Here is a 21,781-nt window from a genome sequence, read left to right as displayed (position 1 = left end):
TTTTGGCAAATTTACTTAATTATTATTCGTTTGTAACCATCCGGAACACTATAAGGGAAAGAAAGTTCTTCATTAAAAGAAACGGAATTGTAATTTAAATTAATTTCCGATTTCCCTTTAGGCTGTTGTGTTTTAATCTCAATATTCGATGGCAGGTTGGCTTCCTTGTAAGCTACCCTTTCCGGATAAGCAATTTGGATAGTTCTGTTTTCAGTTGTTTGGGTAACTTCCTGCTTATTTACCGTAAAATTATTCGGATTAAAATAAAAACTTTTTTGAGTATTTCCGCTTTTAGCATCATCCAAACGGTACAAATTATCGAGTAAAGTCTCAGTATATTTTCCCTTGTTCAAATCGTCTAATGCTTCTCCAACCAACATATTTTGAATTTTACTGTAATCTAAATCGGTTCCCAGCCACTGACTCAAAGAACTAAAATCGCCTTCAAAATAAGTTCCTTTTATTTTTTCGTAATAACTTACCGAAGCCGGAGTAATAGAAGCTTTGGCCATTGTTATTCCCAGAAAACGCAAACTCACTAAGATTTGTTGGTCTTTTTTAATTCTAATCTCAGCCGACACATTTTGAGCCTGTTTCTCGTCGGCATAACGGGCACTGGCTTTGATATATAATGTAGAAAAATCGTTTTTATTGCTGTAATGACTATCAATTATTTTGGTTGCTTTCATATAATCGACTGGTTCTGTAATGGTTGCCGAAGTAACAATGGCTTTGGGTTTGCAGGAAACCAAAAGAATGACAACCAAAAAGGCTAGGTATTTTTTCATTTTATTTTTGTTTTTTTAATAATTCGTCTGCTTTAGAAAAGTAGAATATTTTTTTATTGGTATCGCCTAAACCATTATACGCTTCTCCCAACTGAATGTTATAATTTATCTCTAAGGTTAGATCTTCTACCACATAATCCATGCCTGTTTCGAGCATTTCCTTGGCTTTTTTAAATTGTTGCAACTGATTGTAAGCCAATCCGGCATAATAATAAAACTGAGGCTGTGCCGGATACAATTCGACCATATCATCGGCGATTTTGGCCATTTTGTCAAATTGAGCCATCTGCGTATAAACATCCAACAAAAGTAAACCGGATTCTACATCCGGAGTCGTATTCTTTTGAAGTCCCAGCTGATAATATTTTTCAGCCTTGTCCCATTGTTTTTTGTTGTGATAATATTTCCCTACTTCTTTGGCAACATTCACTTGGGAATCATCAGCAAAATAAGCAATTGCTTTATCTAAATCGGAAGTGAATTGCGGATGTGTATTGACATAAATTAAAAATTCATTGAAAATGCGGTGTTTTATTTTGCTGTCAATTTTGGAACTGCCCAAAACAATATTCATGGCCTTGATGGCTTTATCGCTTTCATTAGCAACCAAATAATTTTTAAACAAACTTAGTTGCGCCCATTCGGAATCCGGAATGGCAGCCTCCAGCCTTTTCGCCGTTTCTAAAACTTTTTCGATATTGTTTTTTTTGGAATATAAATAAATCAGCGAAATGTAATTTTCCTCTGCCTTAGGATATTTCAGGATTTGCTCCTCCAGATTGGTTATTTCCGTATCCTGATATTTGCCCTGAGAGAGGATCTGAATTTTATAACTCTCCCTTCTGTCCGATTTCCCAACGGTTTCGTTCAACTCATTGATAAGTGCCAAAGCTTTGTCAAATTCGCCGGTATTCATATACAACGAAGTTAAATCTTCTTTGAATTTTGGGTCAAAAGCAATCAGTTTTTGAATCACTAAAACGGCATCAGTATAGTTTTTTGTAGCATAATCTACATCATACATACCTACCAAAAACCATTTGTTGGTTGGGTCTAAATGATGAGCTTTTTCAAATGAAGTGTAGGCGTTTTTATAATCCTTTTGCGCCAGATAATTTTTGCCTAATTCGTGGTAAATCGTGGCATTATTACTGTCTATTTTCAAACAGCGTTCCAAAGCCACAATTGCCTTGTCGTAGTTTTCAATGGCTTTTTGCTTTAAAGCTTCGTAAAAATAATCCTGAAATTTATTTTCCGGCAATTTAATAGTTTCGGGCTCTGTTTGTCCCCATGACAAAACCGGATTGCATTGCAAAACCACCATTATCATTAAAGGAACTAACTTTTTCATTTTTGTTCATTAAACTTTAAAAAGCTGTACAATTTACCATTAAGAAATTAAGATTCTTACGCTTAATCAACTTAATTTCTTAATGGCAATTTTATTATTGCATCCGAAATTATTCTAAAACCGAATAATCTCCAATGCTTATGCTTGTAAAATTACCATCAAAACTGGCGTGATTTCCTATCATCGCATTGTCCAGATTGGCATTTTTAATATGTACGTGTGTTTGAAGCAAACTGTTTTTGATGCTGCTGTCAATCACGTGACATCCATTTCCTAAAGAAACATTTGGCCCCACCGTAGCGTTAATTAACACCACATCGTCCCCAATAAAACAAGGTTCGATAATCGTAGAATTTTCGATTTTTACCTTTGGAGAAACCAAACTTTCTTTGTCTTCAGCCAGGAAAGCCAACATTCTGGAATTGGTTTCTACGGTTACATTTTTGTTTCCGCAATCCATCCAGGCGCTTACTTCACCGGTTTTAAAGATTTTTCCGTTGGCCATCATGTTTTTGATTCCATCATTAATTTGGTATTCACCACCATTTTGAATGTTGTTGTCTAAAACATTTTGCAATTCCTGTTTTAAAACCGCAATATCTTTGAAATAATAAATTCCGATAACGGCCAAATCACTTACGAATTCCTGTGGTTTTTCAACCAATTCAATAATCTCGTTATTGGCGTTTAGTTTAACTACTCCAAAAGCTTCCGGATTTTCAATTTGTTTTACCCAAATTACCGAATCAGCGGTTGGATCCAATTCAAAATCGGCACGAATCAAGGTGTCTGCATAAGCAATCACCGCCGGACCGGAAAGAGAATCTTTGGCACACATAATTGCGTGGCCGGTTCCAAGAGCTTCATTTTGATAATAAATAGTACCTCTGGCTCCTAATTTTTCAGCAATAGCAATTAAATCCTGCTCTACTTTTTCACCAAAACTTTCGTGGATAATAAAGGCAACTTCTTCAATTTCCTGATTTAAAACTCCGGCAATATCTTCTACCAATCGGTGCACGATTGGTTTTCCGGCAACCGGAATTAAAGGTTTAGGAATGGTTAAGGTATGTGGGCGAAGACGCGAACCACGTCCTGCCATTGGAACGATTATTTTCATATTTCATGCCCGCGAATGCGGGTATCTTTTAAATTAAACTTTATTCTCTTATTTTATTAAAATTGAAATTCCAATTTAAGCTTATATCCAACCACGTTGGATTCATATCTTCTATTAATTTTACTTTCCAATCTCTTTTCCCTTTTTTTAATTGTTTTTCTCTTTTTGTAGCATCAAAACCATTTTCCCATTCTTCAAAATAAATTAACTTATCACAATTATATTTTGCCGTAAAAGAATTTGAATAAACTTTTAGTTTATGTTCTTTAACTCGTTCTATTAAATTATCTGTTACTCCAATGTAAATGACTCCTTTATGTTTATTTGACATAATATAAACAAACCATAATTTCATTTTAAAACTTCCTGCTTTCGAAGAAAGTTTTTTGCTTCCTATATTGAACACAAGATTCCTGCTTTCGCAGGAATTATTTTACTCCGGTACTACCAAAACCACCTGCACCTCGGGAAGTTTCTGTTAATTCTTCTACTTCAATCCATTCGGCACGCTCGTGTTTGGCAATGATTAATTGGGCAATGCGTTCGCCATTTTCGACCACAAAAGCTTCATTGGATAAATTAACCAAAATTACCCCAATTTCACCGCGATAATCGGCATCAACTGTTCCGGGCGAATTCAGTACGGTTATTCCTTTTTTAGCAGCCAATCCGCTTCGGGGACGTACCTGAGCTTCATAACCTATCGGTAATTCGATAAAAAGACCCGTTTTAACGATGGTTCTTTCTAAAGGCTGCAACACTATCGATTCGGTCAAATTAGCTCTCAAATCCATCCCTGCCGAAGCCAGCGTTTCGTAGTTAGGCAAGGCATGCTGCGATTTATTGATAATATTTATTTTCATTGTAATATTTTAAAAAATGAAGGAACAAGCGCAAAACTGCTCCGTACTTATTTTATTTTTTTCGTTTCACAAAGCCCAATATCGTTTCTTTTTCAAAATGGTAAATGACATATAGAAACAAAAGCAGCAATGCTATCCCTACAAAATAATTTTCTCTGAAACCATAAAAGGAAACCACAGAAAATAAAATAGACAATCCCAAATAAGCCCCTATTTTTTTAAAATCATACGGAATTGGATAAAATTTATTTCCAAGATAGTAAGAAATCAACATCATACTTCCATAAGCCGCTAAAGTAGCAATAGCCGAACCCACATAACTCATAGTCGGAATCAGTAAAAAATTCAATACCAAAGTAATGATGGCACCCACAATGGAAATATAAGCACCCACATAGGTTTTATCAATTAATTTGTACCAAACGGAAAGATTCGTATAAATTCCCAAACAGAAATTGGCCAAAATAATCAAAGGCACTACTTTCATCGCCACCCAATAGGATTCATCCTGCAGTAGAATTAATTTAAACAAATCGGCAAAAACAATTACGCTCAACATGATAAACGAACCGAAGATGACAAAGTATTTGGTAACCATGGCGTACGTTTGCGGCGCATTTTCATTCTTAGCATGACTAAAAAAGAAAGGTTCAATCCCAAGCGTATAAGCCGTGCGGTACAAAACCATAAACAATCCCAACTTGTAACAGGCGGAATAAACCCCCACTTCATCGGCGGCTATGTTGTGCGGTAATAATTTATCTAAAAGAATTTTATCAAATTGTTCGTTGATAGCAAAGGCAATTCCGGCCACTAAAATAGGCAATCCATAGACCATCATTTGTTTCCACAAACGAAAATCAAATTTCCATTTTAAGAAAACATAATCAGGAGATAAAACCACAAAAGTTAACAAACTCGCAATAATATTAGCCAGGAAAATATAACCTATTTGGAAATTTTCGATATAAAACGAACTTACTATTCCGGTAGGATTCAGTTCTGATAATTTAGGCAAATACACTAAGAAAAGTACGCTCAAAAGTAAGTTTACCAAAACGTTTCCAATCTTGATAATAGCATACATAATTGGTCTTTGCAAGGCTCTTAATTTGGAAAAAGGAATAATCACCAAGGCATCCAAAGCTAAAATCCAAATGGAATAGGTGATGTATTGCGAATCGATTCCCGACCAATCGGCTAAAGTAGTTCGGAACAAAAGCGCTGCAACCAAAAAGAGAATTGTAGTCCAAAAAATGGAAACCATAGAAGTTTCGACCACCATTTTTTTGTCTTCTTCCTTATTGTAAAAACGAAAGAAAGCCGTCTCCATTCCATAAGCTAAAATCACATTGAAGAATATCATCCATGAGAATATAATAGTCACTTTTCCATACTCCCCTTTAGGCAGTAAATTGGTATAAAGAGGTACTAACAGAAAACTAAACATCCTGGGCAAAACCGTTGCCAGACCGTAAATTGCTGTTTGTTTAAAAAGATTTTTATATAAACCCAAGGTGTAATACTTATTAATTTTACAAAAACAAAAATAACTAAATCTTTGGTTAAATTCGTATTGCTTTTATAATGATTCTTATTTCTTTTTGACTTCTATTATATAACTAAAATACAGCTTAAAAAGTATCCCATAAATGTATTTAAACAAAAAAAGCGGTTGAAAAATCAACCGCTTTTCTATAGAATAAACTAAGTATTCTTAAGCGTCCAAAGCTTCAGCTCCACCAACAATCTCTAAAATTTCGTTAGTAATAGCAGCTTGATAAATTAATTTCAATTGTTATTTGGGTTTGTATGGAGAAATTATCGCTTGAAAACTTCCCGAAATTGATACAACAACCGCTCAATAAGTCGTAAATCTTCGGTAACAATTTTGGCGCTACCCGACATTTCTTGCTGAAATGGAGGAGCATATTACAATACATACGAAGAAATAATAACAATTTTAAGATTTTATGATGAATATGTATTAACTAAAAGCATTATGTTATATTGATGCCCCCTCATATTTTGCAAGATATTTTGAACACAAATCACTTAATTGACCTCCTTGTATGGGATTTTAGCCAAGTATTTATACTCTCTTTTATATACTCAACTACGGCTGAGTTTACTTTAACAGGCATTGTGTCAATCTCTTTGGCAATTGCATAGCCGTTCACGAAATCCCCAGATTTTATATAAAGCTCAAACAACTTAAATTTAGGAAGAAGTTTATGAGGTACAACCATATTAGATAATCTGTAATAATTAATCGCCATTGTCTTATTTCCCATTAAGGCGTAGCAATCACCAATATTTAGGTATAAATCATTATCAGCCATGAATAACTCAGCCTTTTTAAAAACCGTTAAAGCTAACTGTGGATCTTGTTTTTCTAATAGTACTGATCCGTAAAAGTATAAGAAATTGGGATCATGCTCTAAGTTTTCTATTTTTTTACATAACCTAACTGCGTTATCATAATCATTTTCTAATACAGCTTCAAAAGCATTATTCCACATTATTCTTGCTTTTACTTGTTTAAAAATCCACATTCCATTGAATACTAGCCCGAGACATAAACAAAAAAGCAGACCGATTTTTAGATACTTGCCTACTGAAATTTTCTTGCTTTGAAACAAAAAAGTTAAAAGAGGCAAAGCAACTATTAGTAACCCATGTAAGTTTACTGAGCGAAATGGATAGCTGAAACTAAAACTTATCAAAAAAACAATTCCTATAGAAATCGAGTATATTTTATATGGATACGGAAGACCAAGACAGCCACGGAAAAATTGATATATAACAAATAAAAATAATAGTAAACCGATAATGCCAAAATCAGCAGTGATTTGAAGGAATTCATTAAATGCAACTTTTGAGTTTGCTGCTAGGTTTTCGAATTGACTGTTTCGGTTAATGCTAAAATAAGTTGCTTGATAGAAGTTGTATCGAGCGCCAAATGCTCCAAAACCGTTACCAAATAACGGAGAGTCTCTAATTAATAGTAATGTAGATTTCCAAATAAGCATTCGTCCATCCGCTGAATCCTGCTTAAAACTGTATAAATACTTTAAACATAATACAATTCCTGTAAAAAAAGCAACAGGATACTTCCAGTTTGCCTGTATTACCTTCGTCAAAAAGTAACGGTAAGTATTTAAAAGTATAAGGAAGCTTCCGGATAACAGAGCTAACCACGCTGTTCTAGAGCCTACAAGCACTATGAGTATTAATCCAAAGAGAGCAAAGACCAATGCTACTAATCGCACGATAGTTTTTGTACTACGCAGGAAAATAGGTAAAATAAGTAAATGGATTGTTAAAAACAGAGAATAAATCCCTGAATTATCAAAAGATCCTTTAATATCAATATTTGGAATTTGAAGTTTTAAATCTAATAACTGATAAACCCCAAGTGATACTTGACTGATAAAAACCAACGCAATTCCGTACTTTAAAAAATCGCTTAAAGCTTGCTTATTTTTTAATGATTGCTTGATTAGAAAAGAACAAAAAACAATGTTTATAAAATATAGGTAATCACTGGTTATAGAATACGGATTCGGGAAGAAAAAAAAATGTATTCCAATATACAATAAAAAACATCCTATAGAAATATCAAAAACAGAGTAGTGTATCTCTGTTTTGAGATTTGTTGACCAAATAAAAAGGGAACAGATGATACAGATAAACGAAATTATAAATTGCTGACCTACTAAAATTCCATCAAAGAAAAAAGTAAAATGAAAAACAGGAGAGGCTACTAATAATATTAAAAGCGCAGATAAAATGTAAGTGTTTAGGTGGTTAATACCAAACTTGGTTTTCATTTTCATAAGTAAATATGCGTTCCTCTTGTCCCTTCGTTAAATTATGCAATAGCATAAGAGAATTTTTGGGGACATTTTCGAACTCTACAATTGAACTGTTAGCTTTCTTTTTTCCCACAGCCTCCCAAACTCCGTTTTTCCATATACACAACTCATAAATATCGTTTTCAACTATAAAGTTTGAATCGCTTCTAGGGCAATATTTTATATTAGAAATTTGTACAGGTTTACCAAAGTCAAAAATAATCCGCTCATTATCTTTGCCCCAGTAATAGGTATTTAGATCACCATCACAGATTTTCTTTAAGGATACATTTGAATCGATTTTAAGTGGTAAAACATTCTGTTTAACTCCATTTTCATCATAGAACTCTATTTCTGCAACATAACTCTTCTTCTTATCAGCTGTAGTATAGCTGTAGTATCTATACTTAACATCAGGAGTTATTTTTGCAGTTTCAAAAAAAGCAGGTTTTTTTTCCACGGTGTACAACGTTTTTTCGCCCTTGAAATCTAAACTATTAGAAGCACTAAACGTTGCTCCAACCATGTTTTTCATAAACTCACTTGTAAAACTAGTGCAGGGATATTTACGTGTCAACTTCACGCTCTCAAGTGAAGATGTCGAAGATAGATACCTTATATTACCAGTAGAATCTAATAAAAAAGGATCGCCAAACGTTTTGATCTCACCATCATTCAAATACATACCTATGTAAACGTTGTTTCTGCCTATCTCTCGGAACTTCACTTCTCCATTAATAGTTATAGCATAAAATTGCGGCTGCCACGCTTGATTATCAAAGGTTCCAATTAAAAGATACTTTTTTTTGGAAAGTTCACTAGGTACTTTTAATACAATATCAGATACAGATACATATTCTTTAGTTACATCTTTCCAACAAGGGTCATAAAGATAATTTGGCACTTCATCTTCAACAGGAATAGAGAATTCTACGCTTGGCAAAAATTGTTCTCTATAAACTTTAGCTATCTTCCTATCGTCAAAATTTACTCCCAGAGGAAATGTAGCTGCATCGAATGGCAAAGAAGAGCCGTCTTCTTTAAAGAGTACGTTCCATTTGTGTCCAGATCGATTATTAGCCCAGAGTAACGTAAAATCAGCGGTACAAGGTATTCCATTTGCTCGCATAACGGCTGTGGTATAATTCACCAGATGCTTGCAAGCACCTTGTCTTCCTTGTTCCATTTTTGAAACAGGAATATCAAATGGATAAGCCCACATTGTTCTATTGGTGCTTACTCTCCGTCTGATTTCGTATTGCAAATCGCTTGCAAAAGTTAAGAGATCAGTATTTTTGGTCTTTTCAAAAGCCTCTTGTCTAGGTTTTGAACTTTTCTTAATATTATTGTAATGATTATAAAGTGATTGACGCCATTGTGTTTCCAATCGCTCAGTACCAACCCGATAAGGGATAACATATTGATTGAAATTGGAATTCGATATAATTTTTAGCCAAGATTTTTCCTGCTTAAGGTTGTAACAGAAATCAATATTAGACTTTAAATAGTCGCTCGTAAGTACTGTACTATCATAAAGAGCCGAAAAATCGCCATCTGCTGGTTGTCCATTTTCTTCAATTAAATCATCCCACATTTTCTGAAAATCTTCATCATCGTTAGAAATCATACGTTTTTTCTGCTTTTCTTCTAAGAATGGGAATATTGCATCAAACTTTTCGATGGCATCGCCTTGCAAAGAATATTTGTAAGGGATTGCTTTTAATAAAAAATTAACAGAATTTAATTTCTCTGAATCAGATAAGTAAACAGACTTTATTTCCTTAAGATTACTCTTTGTATTTTGAGCTAAAAATGGAATGCTTTGAAAAGATAATATTGTTACAGTTACCCTCGTCAATAATAAAATTGACTTCATATTCCTAAAGGTATTAAGCATTATTATCTTTTTTTCGATTGAAAAAGTATACAACAATAGTTGTTATAAGGCTTGTAATAAAGCCCCAAAATACGGATTCTAACAAAGTGTATCCCTTATAACGATTATAAAACAAGATTACCAAGAACATAATACTAAAAAACAATACGAGATAAGAGTAATTTTTTTTCATTATACATACAAATTAAAATAATGAGGGTGTTTCAAAAGTGAGTTCAGCCTCTTTTTTGTTTTTAAAATTTTAATAATAGTTTTTAGCAATGATGAGATATACATCTGTGTTCCATCATTACTAAAGACTATATAACTTTGCTGTTTAATTTTTTTAAGATAGATTTATATCAACTCAAGATAATTAATTAAGCAAACATAGATTTTACAATTCCTGTTGCGGAATTCCCAAGTGCACCTGCAACAATGGCAGATCCATAAGCTACTTGGCCTGCTCCAGGTGCTATGTTTACTACAGCTGCTCCTACAGCTCCACCTATAGCTCCTGCTACGTCGTCTCCCAGAACATCTCTCCAGCCATAAGCTAAATCTTCTTCAACTGAAGAAGTTTTAAAGGTATTAGTATTCAGTAGTTTGTTTGACTTTAACATCTTCCATTTAGTAAAATTTGTATGCCAATACTTTGATGTAGCTTTTGCAACAGAGGTTGCGCAATAAATCACAAATAATTCCTTTTCACTTAATCTACTTGAAGCTGATTTTTCGAGTTCAATTATACCTTCCAGTGTTTGATTTAAGGTAGCTTTACGATCCCCTAACAATTTTTGGAGATCATCTAATACTTCTTTCTGATTCGAAGTGAGACTTGAAGAATATTCGTCATAGATTTTAGAAGCATTTTTGGATGATGATGTATAAGAAATTTTTCCAGTCTTTAATACCTTTGAGTGAGAGTCCATTACGGAAAGAGCAATATTTTTCTCTTCTTGAGAGAATCCCTGAGATTTGATTCTATCAGTAACAATTTTACTAATTAAATCGATTGCATTTGATTTGCTTGAAAGTAACAAAGCACTTTTGTTGGTGTTTTTAGCTTCTTTTAATTTTGCATAAACATATTCCAATTCTTGATTATGTTGAATTCCTATATAATCGAAAGACTTTGTATCAATAACCGAATGAGAAGAATCTTCTATGCCTTCATTTTGACTACATCCAAAAAAGATTGCAGTTAATAAGATAAGGAGCAAAAAAGAAACTTTGACAAACTGAATACTGAGCAATTTAGTGAATAGAGTAGAATTTTTGAATAACATTTTTTTGGTTTTTAAAATTAAATTAATAAACGAGATTTCGATATAAATGAATAGTACGAGTAATTTGCATTACGATGTTTCTTCTTTAGAGTTTTTACATATTAAAACTATTTTTTTCAAAACAACTTACGTTGATTTTCAAAATTACCTCACGTGTACTTGAGATTATAAAGAAAATTTAAGTAAGATTATTTTTGTAAATATTAACAAAGGAAAGGGATTTTAACTACAAAAAAAGTTAAATTTATGTTAAATTAATATAGATAATTTTCTCACTAAAATCACTAAGTAAAATCGCTTAGTTCGTATCAATAAATCTGTCAAAAGCCACTGAAAACCATTAAAAAACAAAAAAGTCCCGCAATGCGGGACTTTAAAATAGATTTTGAATAAAAGTTTTATGCATTCAAAGCTTCAGCTCCACCAACAATCTCTAAGATTTCGTTAGTAATAGCAGCCTGACGTGCTTTATTATATGTTAATTTCAATTGATTTCTCAATGCAGTTGCATTATCAGTTGCTTTGTGCATAGCCGTCATACGCGCACCGTGCTCAGAAGCAAAAGAATCACGAATTCCTTTGTACAATTGTGTTTTTAATGATTTAGGAATCAAAGTCAACACGATTTCTTCTTTTGATGGTTCGAAAATATAATCTCCGGCAGCTACATTTAAATCTGATTTAACAGGAGCTAATGGTAAAAATTGTTCTGTTTGAACGATTTGAGTAGCAGCATTTTTAAATTGATTGTAAATCAATTCGATTCTGTCGTACTCACCACCAACAAATTTTTGAGTTAATGTTTCAGCAATAGCAGCTACATTATCAAAAGTCAAATCATCAAAAACAGTACTTTGATTATCTATTACTGTATTGGTTTTGCTTAAAACATCATTTCCTTTTTTACCGATGGCAAAAACATCAACTTGTTTTCCTGCATAAAATGTAGCACGATTTTTAACTTCTTTAATTACATTTGAATTAAAAGCACCACATAAACCTCTGTTTGAAGTAATCGCTACTAATAAAACTTTTTTAATTTCACGTTGTGTAGTGAACTCTTCACCTACTCCTCCTTCAAGAGTTGCAGAAAGATTTTGTAATAATTCCGTTAATTTTTCGGCATAAGGGCGCATGGCTGTAATTGCATCCTGAGCTTTTTTAAGCTTAGCTGCAGAAACCATTTTCATCGCCGATGTGATTTGCATCGTAGATGAAACGGAAGTAATTCTATTACGGATTTCCTTTAAATTTGCCATTTATTTTTAAGTAAATAGTAACAAGTGAATAGTGAATAGTCTAATTACTACTCACTATTCACTATTCACTAGATTAGTTATATTTTGCAGAAACTTCTTTCGCTACAACCTCAATTACATCTGTAATTTCGTCTGTTAATTTTCCGGCTTTCAAAGCATCAAGAGTAGCTCTGTGTTTAGCATTCATGAATTCCAAGAAATCTTTCTCGAATTCTTTTACTTTAGCAACAGGAACATTTCTCAATAAGTTTTTAGAACCAGCATAGATAATAGCTACTTGGTCTTCAACAGTATAAGGATCGTTCAAACCTTGTTTCAAGATTTCAACGTTTCTTTTTCCTTTTTCAATTACGTTTAAAGTAACAGCATCCAAATCTGAACCAAATTTCGCGAAAGCTTCTAACTCACGGAATTGAGCCTGGTCTAATTTCAAAGTACCAGATACTTTTTTCATTGATTTAATTTGAGCATTACCTCCAACACGAGATACAGAAATACCTACGTTGATTGCAGGACGAACCCCAGAGTTGAACAAATCACCATCCAAGAAAATTTGTCCGTCAGTAATAGAGATTACGTTTGTTGGGATATATGCAGAAACGTCACCAGCCTGAGTTTCGATAATTGGTAAAGCAGTTAATGAACCTCCACCTTTTACGATTCCTTTGATAGACTCTGGTAAGTCGTTCATGTTTTTAGCAATTCCGTCATCAGCGATCACTTTACAAGCACGCTCTAATAAACGGGAGTGTAAGTAGAAAACGTCTCCAGGATAAGCCTCACGTCCCGGTGGTCTTCTTAATAAAAGAGATACCTCACGGTAAGCTACTGCTTGTTTAGATAAATCATCATAAACAATCAAAGCCGGACGACCTGAATCTCTGAAATATTCTCCGATTGCAGCACCTGCGAAAGGAGCATAAACTTGCATTGGAGCAGGATCAGAAGCATTAGCAGCAACGATAACTGTATAAGCCATTGCTCCTTTTTCTTCTAACATTTTTGCAATTCCAGCTACAGTTGAAGCTTTTTGTCCAATTGCAACATAGATACAGAATACTGGTTTACCAGCATCATAAAATTCTTTTTGATTTAAGATAGTATCGATACAAACAGTTGATTTACCTGTTTGACGGTCACCAATAACCAACTCCCGTTGTCCACGTCCAACCGGGATCATCGCATCAACAGCTTTAACTCCAGTTTGTAATGGTTCAGTTACTGGCTGACGGAAAACTACTCCAGGAGCTTTTCTTTCCAAAGGCATTTCATATAATTCTCCAGCAATTGGTCCTTTTCCATCAATTGGAAAACCAAGAGTGTTTACTACACGTCCTACCATTTGTTCTCCTACTTTAAGAGAAGCAATACGTTGTGTTCTTTTAGCAGTAGAACCTTCTTTGATACCAGTTGATGGTCCTAAAAGTACCACCCCTACGTTATCTTCTTCTAAGTTCAATACAATAGCCTCAAGACCATTTTCAAATTCTACTAACTCTCCGTATTGTACATTTGAAAGCCCGTAAATACGAGCAATACCATCTCCAACTTGAAGTACCGTTCCTACTTCCTCCAGCGTAGCGCCAGATTCAAAACCTTCTACTTGCTTTCTTAATATTGCTGAAATTTCAGCAGGTTTGATTTCCGCCATCTTAATTTATAATTTAGACACTTAATGTGCAATAAAACTAGTTACTTAATTCTTTTCTTAATACTTGTAATCTGTTAGCGATTGAAGCATTGTATTGCTTATCACCTATTGTTAAAATAAATCCTCCAATGATTGCAGGATCTACAATATTTTTAATTGTTACTTTTTTATCTGATAAAGTAGCTATTTTAGCTAATACTTTAGCTTCTAAAGCTGCATCCATTGGAATTGCAGTAGTTACTTTAGCAACTTCCATTCCGTTGGCACTATCAAATAAATCAGAATATGTTACTGCAATAGCTTCTAAGATTTCGAATCTTTTATTTTCAAATAATAAATGAAAAAAACCTTTTGTTACACCATTAACAGAAGCAAAAACTTCTAACAATGCTTTTTCTTTTACTTCAACACTTACAGTTGGACTCTGAATAAAAGTATTTAATTCAGAATTAGTTTTAACTGTTGATGCAATTAAAATCATATCGTTATTTACCTCATTAGCTACTCCAATTGAGTCGGCCATACTAAGGATTGCTTTTGCATAACGAATTGCTGCTCTTGTACCTGCCATAATATTAGTTTAGCTTTACGTCACCTAACATTTTCTCAACTAATTTAGTTTGAGATTCTTTATTAGATAATTCTTCTTTCAATAATTTTTCAGCAATACTCAATGATAAAGATGAAACCTGAGATTTCAATTCAGCCATAGCTGCATTTTTCTCACTTTCAATAGCAGCTTTAGCCTGCTCGATCATTTTTGCTCCTTGAGCCTGAGCTTCACCTTTTGCATCAGCAACCATTTTCTCTTTCATTTCACGAGCTTCTTTCAACATAGCATCACGCTCCGCTCTCGCTTCATTTAAGATTCTTTGGTTATCAGCCTGAAGTTCCTGCATTTCTTTTCTTGCATTCTCAGCAGATTCTAATGCATTTTTGATTCCTTCTTCTCTCTCATTAACTGCATCAAGAATAGGTTTCCAAGCGAATTTTTTCAATAAAAATATTAATCCAACAAATATTAATACTTGCCAAAAAAACAAACCAAACTCAAACTGATTAATTAACTTTTCCATTATATATAATTCTAAGTTTTATATTCTAAATTTAATCTTATTGCAATCCTGCAATGTAATGTTTTAATTTTAAAATCAACAGTTACAACCAACCGTTGTAACTATTGATTTTTTTAGTTTTAATTAAGCTGCGAATAAAGCTGCGAAACCAATACCTTCAATAAGTGCAGCTGCGATAAGCATAGCTGTTTGGATTTTTCCTGAAGCTTCTGGTTGACGAGCAATAGCATCCATAGCAGAGCTACCAATTTTACCAATACCTAAACCTGCTCCGATAACGATTAATCCAGCTCCAATAATTTGTGGAATTTCCATGATATATATATTAAAAATTAAACATTCTGATTTGATGTTGAATCGTTAATTTGTTTTTCCGTTTAACCGATTAAACAAATAACAATTAAACGATTTTAGTGATGCCCTTCTTCGTGGTGGTGTTCTTCAACAGCCGCACCAAAATAAAGAGCTGATAACATTGTGAAAATATAGGCTTGTAAAAAGGCTACTAAGATTTCCAAAATAGAAAGTACAAATGCCAATCCAAATGACAACGAGCTCCCAATCCAGCTTTTGAAAATAAACATCAACCCTAAAATACTCATCAATACAATGTGACCTGCAAAAATATTCGCGTACAAACGAATCATTAATGAGAATGGCTTGATGAATACTCCTAATAATTCAATTGGCGCTAAAATAATACGCATTGGTTTTGGCACTCCCGGCATCCAGAAGATGTGTCCCCAATAATTTTTATTTGCTGTTAAATTTGTAATCAGGAAAGTTAAGATTGCCAAAGAGAATGTTACAGTAAAGTTACCTGTAGCGTTAATTCCTAGTGGCGTTAATCCGAAGATATTTAAGAACAATACAAAGAAGAAGATGGTTAATAAATAACTCATGTATCTTTTATAATGTTTCTCTCCAATATTAGGAATTGCAATTTCGTCACGAACATATACAATTAATGGCTCAAAGAAACGTCCCACACCTGAAGCAATTCCTCCGTTTTTAGCATAAGATTTTGCCAAACGGGTAAAAATGAAAAACATTAAAATAGAAGCAGCAATAATAGAAACTACTGTTTTTGTGATAGAAAAATCAATAGGACGTACATTTTCAGGATGTCCGGTTTCTTCATTTTCATGAATAGTTCCTGTAGCATCTGTTCTGTAAATTTTTCCGTCGTGGTGGTTGATTACATAATAGTTACCGTTAGATTCCGCTACTTCTTTTCCGTGGTGGAATTTAGCCGAAGAAAAAACGTGTAAACCGTTATCCCATAAGATAACCGGTAATGGAAATCCCCAATTTTCTCCTGTTTCATCATCCTGAGTTAAGGAGAAATCGTGAGAATCTAAAACGTGGTGATTAATAAATGCTTTGATTTTAGATTTTACATCGGTAGGTTCAGCATGAGCGCCTTCATGGTGTCCTTCAGCTACTGCTTCATGAGCTGCTTCTCCTTGTACTTGTAACGAATCAACTTCTTGATTTGCAAAACTTACCAATGGAAGACACGCTAAAAATGCTACTAATATCAATCTAAGTGGTCTCTTTAAAATCACCATAATTACAGAATATGTTATATTTACGTTTCTAAAATTTGGCGCAAAGGTACATTTTTTATTTATATCCAAAAGGATATGAAAACATATTTTTTTTTACACCCTGTTAAAGCCCGTTTTTTAGGGCTTTTTGCTTAATATTCTTATAGTTACAATTGTTTCAATCATCAGAAAAAGGATAAACATTCCAAAGAAATTCATTTTCTCCATTGTGATGTCATAATGCCTAATCTTCAAAATAGGTTTCAAAAGCAAATAATAAAAAAATATCTTAAAAGTGGTCAGTAACAAAAATGACATTCCCACCTGATCAAAATTGCGTTCGCTTATTTTCAATACAATTGAAATGATGATAAAGGAAAGCAGGAAAAAGATAGCATACAGTTTTTCCAGACTGTAATAAAACTGCTCCGGATTTACTTTAAACAGATAAAATCCTAATTTGTGCAACACATAAGCGATTAGAACCGAAATTACTAAAAAGAGATAGGTTTTGTAATTTTTAAAAATCATTATTGTTCCTGCTTTTGTACTTATTCCTTGTCTTTGTTTATTTCATTTACCTGCCTGATTACATTGTACAAAGCAATAAACACACCCACCAAAACCAATACTTTGTTATAATAAAATTTCGGATGCGGATGATTTTCATCAAGCCAGTCGCCCAAATAAGAAAACAAAAAAATAATCACCCCCATTTGAATAGGAATATTAATCAGTGCCAGCCACTTCGTCGATTTCTTATTATTGGGTTTCTTTTCCATTTATGATGCCGGTTTTTGATTTTCTTTCATCGTACAACTTGCCGTAAAATCGGCTCCGGGTTCTACTGACAATTTCCCTACGATTACTTCGCCTTTAATACTTGCTTTAGATTTGATATTCAGTAATTCGGCAACCTGAATTTTCCCGTTAAACTTACCTTCTATATCGACATTATTACAGCTAATATCTCCTGTAACGCTGCCGGTAGGGCCAATTACTAATTTTCCCTCAGATTGAAAATTTCCAATTAACTCCCCGTCCAGTCTGAAATCAGCTTTTGAAATAATATCACCTTTAATAATGGTTCCTTCAACAATTCTATTGGTTTTCCCTAAAAGGTCGGTATAAGGTTTTTCTTTTTTATTAGTAAACATTTTTATTGTTTTTTCGATTCTAAATACATATTTAGATTCTTCTTAATTTGAACTATTTTATAATTTTCGTTAGAAATAATAATCGGTGTTGTTTGAATTTTGTAGGCTGGATTTTCTTTTAAAACATTGGCTACACTATTAGCATATTCCTGGGAAGTGATTCCCTGAATAATTACAAATCCATTAGCCGCGTCATAGGAATTAAAGACTAAATTCAATTTTTGAGCATTCTCTGAATTGATAAACTTGGTGATTTTTTCCTCGATAGTTTTTTTGTCGTTAATCGCGTTCAAAGCCAGCGGATACAAAATTTTCCAATGGTTAGAATCTTTCGAATCAAAGTTCCTATTTTCCAATAACGGAATTTGTTTTTCTAAAATCTCATGTGCACTTTTCCCTTCCTCGGTATTTGGATAATTACCGGCAACCGTTTCTAAAGCAGCTTTGTAAGCAGCCAGTCCGTTTACTTTTCCTAAAGTATTGGCTTTTAAAAGTTCTAATTTTGACACCACTTCCTCACCCGAAAACTGATTGATTAATCCATCTATTTTAGCCAAAACGGCATCAAATTCTTCATTTTGATACTGTTGGTATATTTTTTTGTACACCACATCCGGGCTTCCCTCTTCGACAATTACATTTCCATTATTTAAAATTTGGGCATAACGCGAATTTGGATACTGAGACAGAATCTTATTTTTAACCGCTTCTGCTTTATCCGGATTTGTATTTTGATAAATTTTATACAAATTGTACAAACTTGGCAGCACTAATTTCTCTTCGGGATTATTTTGCAATAAATCTTCTAATTTTTTAGCGGCCAAATCATTTTCTTTGAATTTCTCTTTATAAATAACTCCCAACTGATAATACGCCTCATTGCGCTCTTTAGCAATGCTGTCAATAGCTGTTGTTGCTGTTGGTAATTGGTTCAAATAAAAAGCCGGATCGTATTTTGGGTTCAGCTCTTTTTCTTTCGCAACCGAATCGGTTACTACTTCCTGCTGAGCAACTGCGGTGGAATCTTTTGACTCATTCGCAGCCAGCGCATCAGCAACAGAAACTCTCCAATACCCCTGCAAAGAACGTTTTCCCCAATTTTTCTTAAAGGCTACTTTTCCAAAAGATACTGTAGTTGGGTTATAAAAATAAAATGTATTCTCGGCGTTGGCAGTCGAAATGGACGGAGGACCAAATGGCGCTTTAGGCAGCACTTTTCCGTTAGCTCCTACCGCAGCATCGGCAGTAACGGCTTTGCTGTTTCTTTCAATATTTTTTTGTTTTTCGGCTTCTTTTTCTTCCAGAATTCTTTTAGTCTCATCCGATTTTTTCAATTTTTCAATATAGGAATCAAAATAAGTCAGCTTTTCGGCTTCCGGCATTGCCACCACTTTTAGAATACTGTCGTTGCGGCTGGCAATGGCTTCATAGAAAATAACTTCATCCAGATTTTTACGCACTTTTTCAATATGAATAAACTCTCTGGTTTTTGGATTTAATTTTACTAAAGTACTGTCGTAATATTTGGCAGCTTCTAAATAACGGGCATTTCTAAAATGAATATTTCCAATATTTCTGTAATCAGAAGCCATTAAATAATTGTCCGATTGGGCTTTTTTCAATGAAGCATTATAGTATTTTACGGCTTTGTCTTCTTTTCCGATTTTATCGTAAAAAACCGCCATTTGGTAATTTAAAATATCCAAAAATGGTCGATTCTCTCTGTTTTCCAATAATTTATGATACTTTTCGTCAAAAGCCATTCGGTCGCCATTTTGATAATCAAACAGTTCGGCTAATCTTGCCTGAGCATGCATCATGTATTTCCTGTCGGCTTTTCGGTTCATTTGCACCACCGCTTCATAATACGCTCTTGCCTGATCTTTGTTGCCTGTTTCCTGATACAACTGTCCTAAAATAAAACGGTATCGGGCTTTATCATTATTATGTGTACTAAAATTTACGGCTTTTTTCAGTTTGACAATGGCACTGTCTTTTTGTTCCATGTTCAAAAACGAAGCGGCCAATAATGCATTGGCATCAGCCAAAACCTGTTTTTTAGGCTGGGTTTCCTCAAGCATCTTAGTAATATTTTTAATTACTAAAGCATCATTACCTAAACGCATATTGGTTTTTTCGCGCCAAATTTTAGCTTCGTCAATTCGGCTGCTGTTTGGGTATTTATACAAAATGTAGTTAAAAGCGTCCAATGCCGGAATGAATCTTTTGTCATAATAACGGGATTTTCCTAATAACAAATAGGCTTCGTCAATTTGAGTATTACGTTCTCTTCCGCCAATATTCATCGAATGTTTCTGAATGGCTTTTGTGGCTTTCTCTTCTGCTTTGGCAAAATCGGCATTCTTAGTCGTATCGGCAACTACCAGATTTTCATCGACATTCATGGCTTCGACAGGCAAAATTTTCCAAAAATTATCCTGATTACTGGCATCAATGGCTTTGATTCCTTTGTCCAGTGCAATTTGTCCGTTATATAAAATGTTGTATTTTGTACTTAAGGCATGGGAGTTTCGAGCCAAAAAAGTATCCTTTTTAGTAGAACAGGCTACTAAAATGCACAAACATCCTAAGGGAAATGAATATTTAAATCTGTTGGTTTTCAATGATTCGCCGTTTTTTTATCATTAAACTTTTAAAACAATTTTTTAGTATAATGACTGGTAAAAATACGTTTCTTTTTGAAATATAGAAATTTAAACTCCCAAAAAGAAAGATACTTTTCTATTGAATCATTTTCTGATTATAACTTCTGATTGGATATTATTGGTATAAATATTAAACCAATTTGTATTTTTTGACTACTCTAAAATGTTCTACTGCAATCATGATTAAATGACAAGCTATCAAAAAAAAATAACAAGGCATTAACCATTCAATAAATTTTCCCAAAAAAGGTTCATTATTATAATGGCGATACAAACTACTATAGCTATTTGAATACATGTAAATAACAAAAAATTGTAAAACAAGTAACCACCGACTCTTTTGAATCAATTTTCCAGAAATTGTTTTTGATTTTGTTTTCGAAATAAAAAATAGACTAATTATTCCGCCTAAACTCAATAAAAAATATACCGAATAAAAAACTAGCTTTACAGTATTATAAACCAGTCCTTCCGGATATAATGTTGTAATGATTGCTATTAAAAAACTAAAAATAGCAGCAGCTGGAAAAAAGAATTTATATTGACCTTTAAAAAATGAAGAAAATTTTTCCATAACTATTCTTGGAGCTGCAAATTTTCCCGAAGGATTAACTTCTTCTAACTCTCTTTTCCATTTAAGCATTGCTTTAGAAAAAGCAATTTCAAAATCAGATTCTTCACTTTCTAATTCAATATCCGTTATAATGTGATCCAGTAATTCCAGTTTAATTTCTTCATAAACCACACCTTTATCCATTAAAGTTTGGTCAATTATTGCTATTTGTTCGTTAGTTAATTTCATAGCCCGAAAAATTAAAATTCTAATTTTGGATTCACTAAACTCTGCATGTTTCTAATAAAATCTTCTAATTCTGAAAGTCGATTTACGGTTTCTTTTTCTCCTGATTCTGTTAATTTATAATACTTTCGCATACGATTATCTACTTTTTCAATTTCTACATCAAGAAAACCATCAGCTTCCAGTTTATGCAATGCAGGATACAGCGCTCCTTCGGTAATATTCAATTCTCCCTGCGTAATGGCTTTTACTTTTTGAGTAATTTCATAACCGTACATCTTACCATTTTCTTCTAATAATTTCATGATAATCGTATTCAAACTGCCCTTGTATAATTGTGAATTTTTCATAATCGCTTTCATTTTGAAAAACAAACATACATAAGTTTCTTATACATAACAAATTTATGTATGTAAATTTCAATCTTTTTGATTTTTAGAACTTATTCCGTTTGTTATCTTTGCTAAAAATTAAAACAC

General features: G+C 33.4%; 21 protein-coding genes and 1 pseudogene. All 22 read right to left on the bottom strand.

Translation table 11 applies throughout. The annotated features are described in order from the left end of the window. Nucleotides 1-11: 11 nt before the first annotated feature. Nucleotides 12-788: a DUF4292 domain-containing protein gene (locus tag H599_RS0103615; RefSeq protein ID WP_026712874.1), complete on the bottom strand. Its 777-nt coding sequence runs from the start codon at nt 786-788 to the stop codon at nt 12-14. A 1-nt stretch (nt 789) separates the two neighbouring features. After that, nucleotides 790-2,139 (bottom strand): tetratricopeptide repeat protein, encoded by a 1,350-nt coding sequence (locus tag H599_RS0103610; RefSeq protein WP_026712873.1) that lies wholly within the window; start codon nt 2,137-2,139, stop codon nt 790-792. A gap of 109 nt (nt 2,140-2,248) precedes the next feature. Further along, a complete protein-coding gene (locus tag H599_RS0103605) occupies nt 2,249-3,259 on the bottom strand; it encodes a sugar phosphate nucleotidyltransferase (RefSeq protein ID WP_026712872.1) in 1,011 nt (336 codons plus the stop codon). Between the two features lie 40 nt (nt 3,260-3,299). Continuing rightward, the gene (locus H599_RS0103600; protein ID WP_316930434.1) at nt 3,300-3,665 is read right to left on the bottom strand and encodes a GIY-YIG nuclease family protein; all 366 of its coding nucleotides are present in this window, start codon (nt 3,663-3,665) and stop codon (nt 3,300-3,302) included. 22 nt (nt 3,666-3,687) lie between these two features. Further along, nucleotides 3,688-4,122 carry a dUTP diphosphatase gene (gene dut, locus H599_RS0103595; protein ID WP_026712870.1) on the bottom strand — a complete coding sequence of 145 codons (435 nt, stop codon included), beginning with the start codon at nt 4,120-4,122 and terminating at the stop codon, nt 3,688-3,690. 52 nt (nt 4,123-4,174) lie between these two features. Continuing rightward, entirely contained in the window at nt 4,175-5,638 is a 1,464-nt protein-coding gene (locus H599_RS0103590; RefSeq protein WP_026712869.1) for a lipopolysaccharide biosynthesis protein, read from the bottom strand. A gap of 305 nt (nt 5,639-5,943) precedes the next feature. Continuing rightward, nucleotides 5,944-6,042: pseudogene (locus H599_RS21145) on the bottom strand (HlyD family secretion protein); the annotation flags it as partial. A 131-nt stretch (nt 6,043-6,173) separates the two neighbouring features. Next, complete coding sequence (locus H599_RS0103585) at nt 6,174-7,955, bottom strand: O-antigen ligase family protein (RefSeq protein WP_162174245.1); 1,782 nt, start codon at nt 7,953-7,955, stop codon at nt 6,174-6,176. After that, nucleotides 7,933-9,855, bottom strand: a complete 1,923-nt coding sequence (locus H599_RS0103580; protein ID WP_162174244.1) for a transglutaminase domain-containing protein — start codon at nt 9,853-9,855, stop codon at nt 7,933-7,935. Before H599_RS0103580 ends, H599_RS0103585 begins: the two co-directional genes overlap by 23 nt. A gap of 380 nt (nt 9,856-10,235) precedes the next feature. Continuing rightward, entirely contained in the window at nt 10,236-11,144 is a 909-nt protein-coding gene (locus H599_RS0103575; protein WP_026712866.1) for a hypothetical protein, read from the bottom strand. A 398-nt stretch (nt 11,145-11,542) separates the two neighbouring features. Beyond that, on the bottom strand, nt 11,543-12,403 hold the full coding sequence (atpG, locus tag H599_RS0103570; RefSeq protein WP_026712865.1) for an ATP synthase F1 subunit gamma: 861 nt from the start codon (nt 12,401-12,403) through the stop codon (nt 11,543-11,545). Nucleotides 12,404-12,476: 73 nt separating this feature from the next. Then, nucleotides 12,477-14,054 (bottom strand): F0F1 ATP synthase subunit alpha, encoded by a 1,578-nt coding sequence (atpA, locus tag H599_RS0103565; RefSeq protein ID WP_026712864.1) that lies wholly within the window; start codon nt 14,052-14,054, stop codon nt 12,477-12,479. A gap of 37 nt (nt 14,055-14,091) precedes the next feature. After that, a complete protein-coding gene (gene atpH / locus H599_RS0103560) occupies nt 14,092-14,625 on the bottom strand; it encodes an ATP synthase F1 subunit delta (protein WP_026712863.1) in 534 nt (177 codons plus the stop codon). Between the two features lie 4 nt (nt 14,626-14,629). After that, nucleotides 14,630-15,130 carry a F0F1 ATP synthase subunit B gene (locus H599_RS0103555; protein ID WP_026712862.1) on the bottom strand — a complete coding sequence of 167 codons (501 nt, stop codon included), beginning with the start codon at nt 15,128-15,130 and terminating at the stop codon, nt 14,630-14,632. Between the two features lie 123 nt (nt 15,131-15,253). After that, nucleotides 15,254-15,445 (bottom strand): ATP synthase F0 subunit C, encoded by a 192-nt coding sequence (gene atpE, locus H599_RS0103550; protein WP_026712861.1) that lies wholly within the window; start codon nt 15,443-15,445, stop codon nt 15,254-15,256. Nucleotides 15,446-15,540: 95 nt separating this feature from the next. Then, nucleotides 15,541-16,701: a F0F1 ATP synthase subunit A gene (gene atpB / locus H599_RS0103545; protein ID WP_026712860.1), complete on the bottom strand. Its 1,161-nt coding sequence runs from the start codon at nt 16,699-16,701 to the stop codon at nt 15,541-15,543. Between the two features lie 117 nt (nt 16,702-16,818). Next, on the bottom strand, nt 16,819-17,211 hold the full coding sequence (locus tag H599_RS0103540; RefSeq protein WP_035141135.1) for a hypothetical protein: 393 nt from the start codon (nt 17,209-17,211) through the stop codon (nt 16,819-16,821). Between the two features lie 20 nt (nt 17,212-17,231). Beyond that, complete coding sequence (locus H599_RS0103535) at nt 17,232-17,462, bottom strand: AtpZ/AtpI family protein (RefSeq protein ID WP_026712858.1); 231 nt, start codon at nt 17,460-17,462, stop codon at nt 17,232-17,234. Next, nucleotides 17,463-17,837: a bactofilin family protein gene (locus H599_RS0103530; RefSeq protein ID WP_026712857.1), complete on the bottom strand. Its 375-nt coding sequence runs from the start codon at nt 17,835-17,837 to the stop codon at nt 17,463-17,465. A gap of 2 nt (nt 17,838-17,839) precedes the next feature. After that, entirely contained in the window at nt 17,840-20,461 is a 2,622-nt protein-coding gene (gene porW, locus H599_RS0103525; protein WP_026712856.1) for a type IX secretion system periplasmic lipoprotein PorW/SprE, read from the bottom strand. 172 nt (nt 20,462-20,633) lie between these two features. Continuing rightward, complete coding sequence (locus tag H599_RS0103520) at nt 20,634-21,305, bottom strand: hypothetical protein (RefSeq protein WP_026712855.1); 672 nt, start codon at nt 21,303-21,305, stop codon at nt 20,634-20,636. An 11-nt stretch (nt 21,306-21,316) separates the two neighbouring features. Continuing rightward, on the bottom strand, nt 21,317-21,652 hold the full coding sequence (locus H599_RS0103515) for a PadR family transcriptional regulator (protein WP_026712854.1): 336 nt from the start codon (nt 21,650-21,652) through the stop codon (nt 21,317-21,319). Between the last annotated feature and the right edge of the window lie 129 nt (nt 21,653-21,781).

It is taken from the genome of Flavobacterium daejeonense DSM 17708 (assembly GCF_000425425.1).
Lineage (GTDB): Bacteria > Bacteroidota > Bacteroidia > Flavobacteriales > Flavobacteriaceae > Flavobacterium > Flavobacterium daejeonense.
Note: the sequence above shows the minus strand (reverse complement) of the source record. Positions and strands in the feature narration are given on the sequence as shown.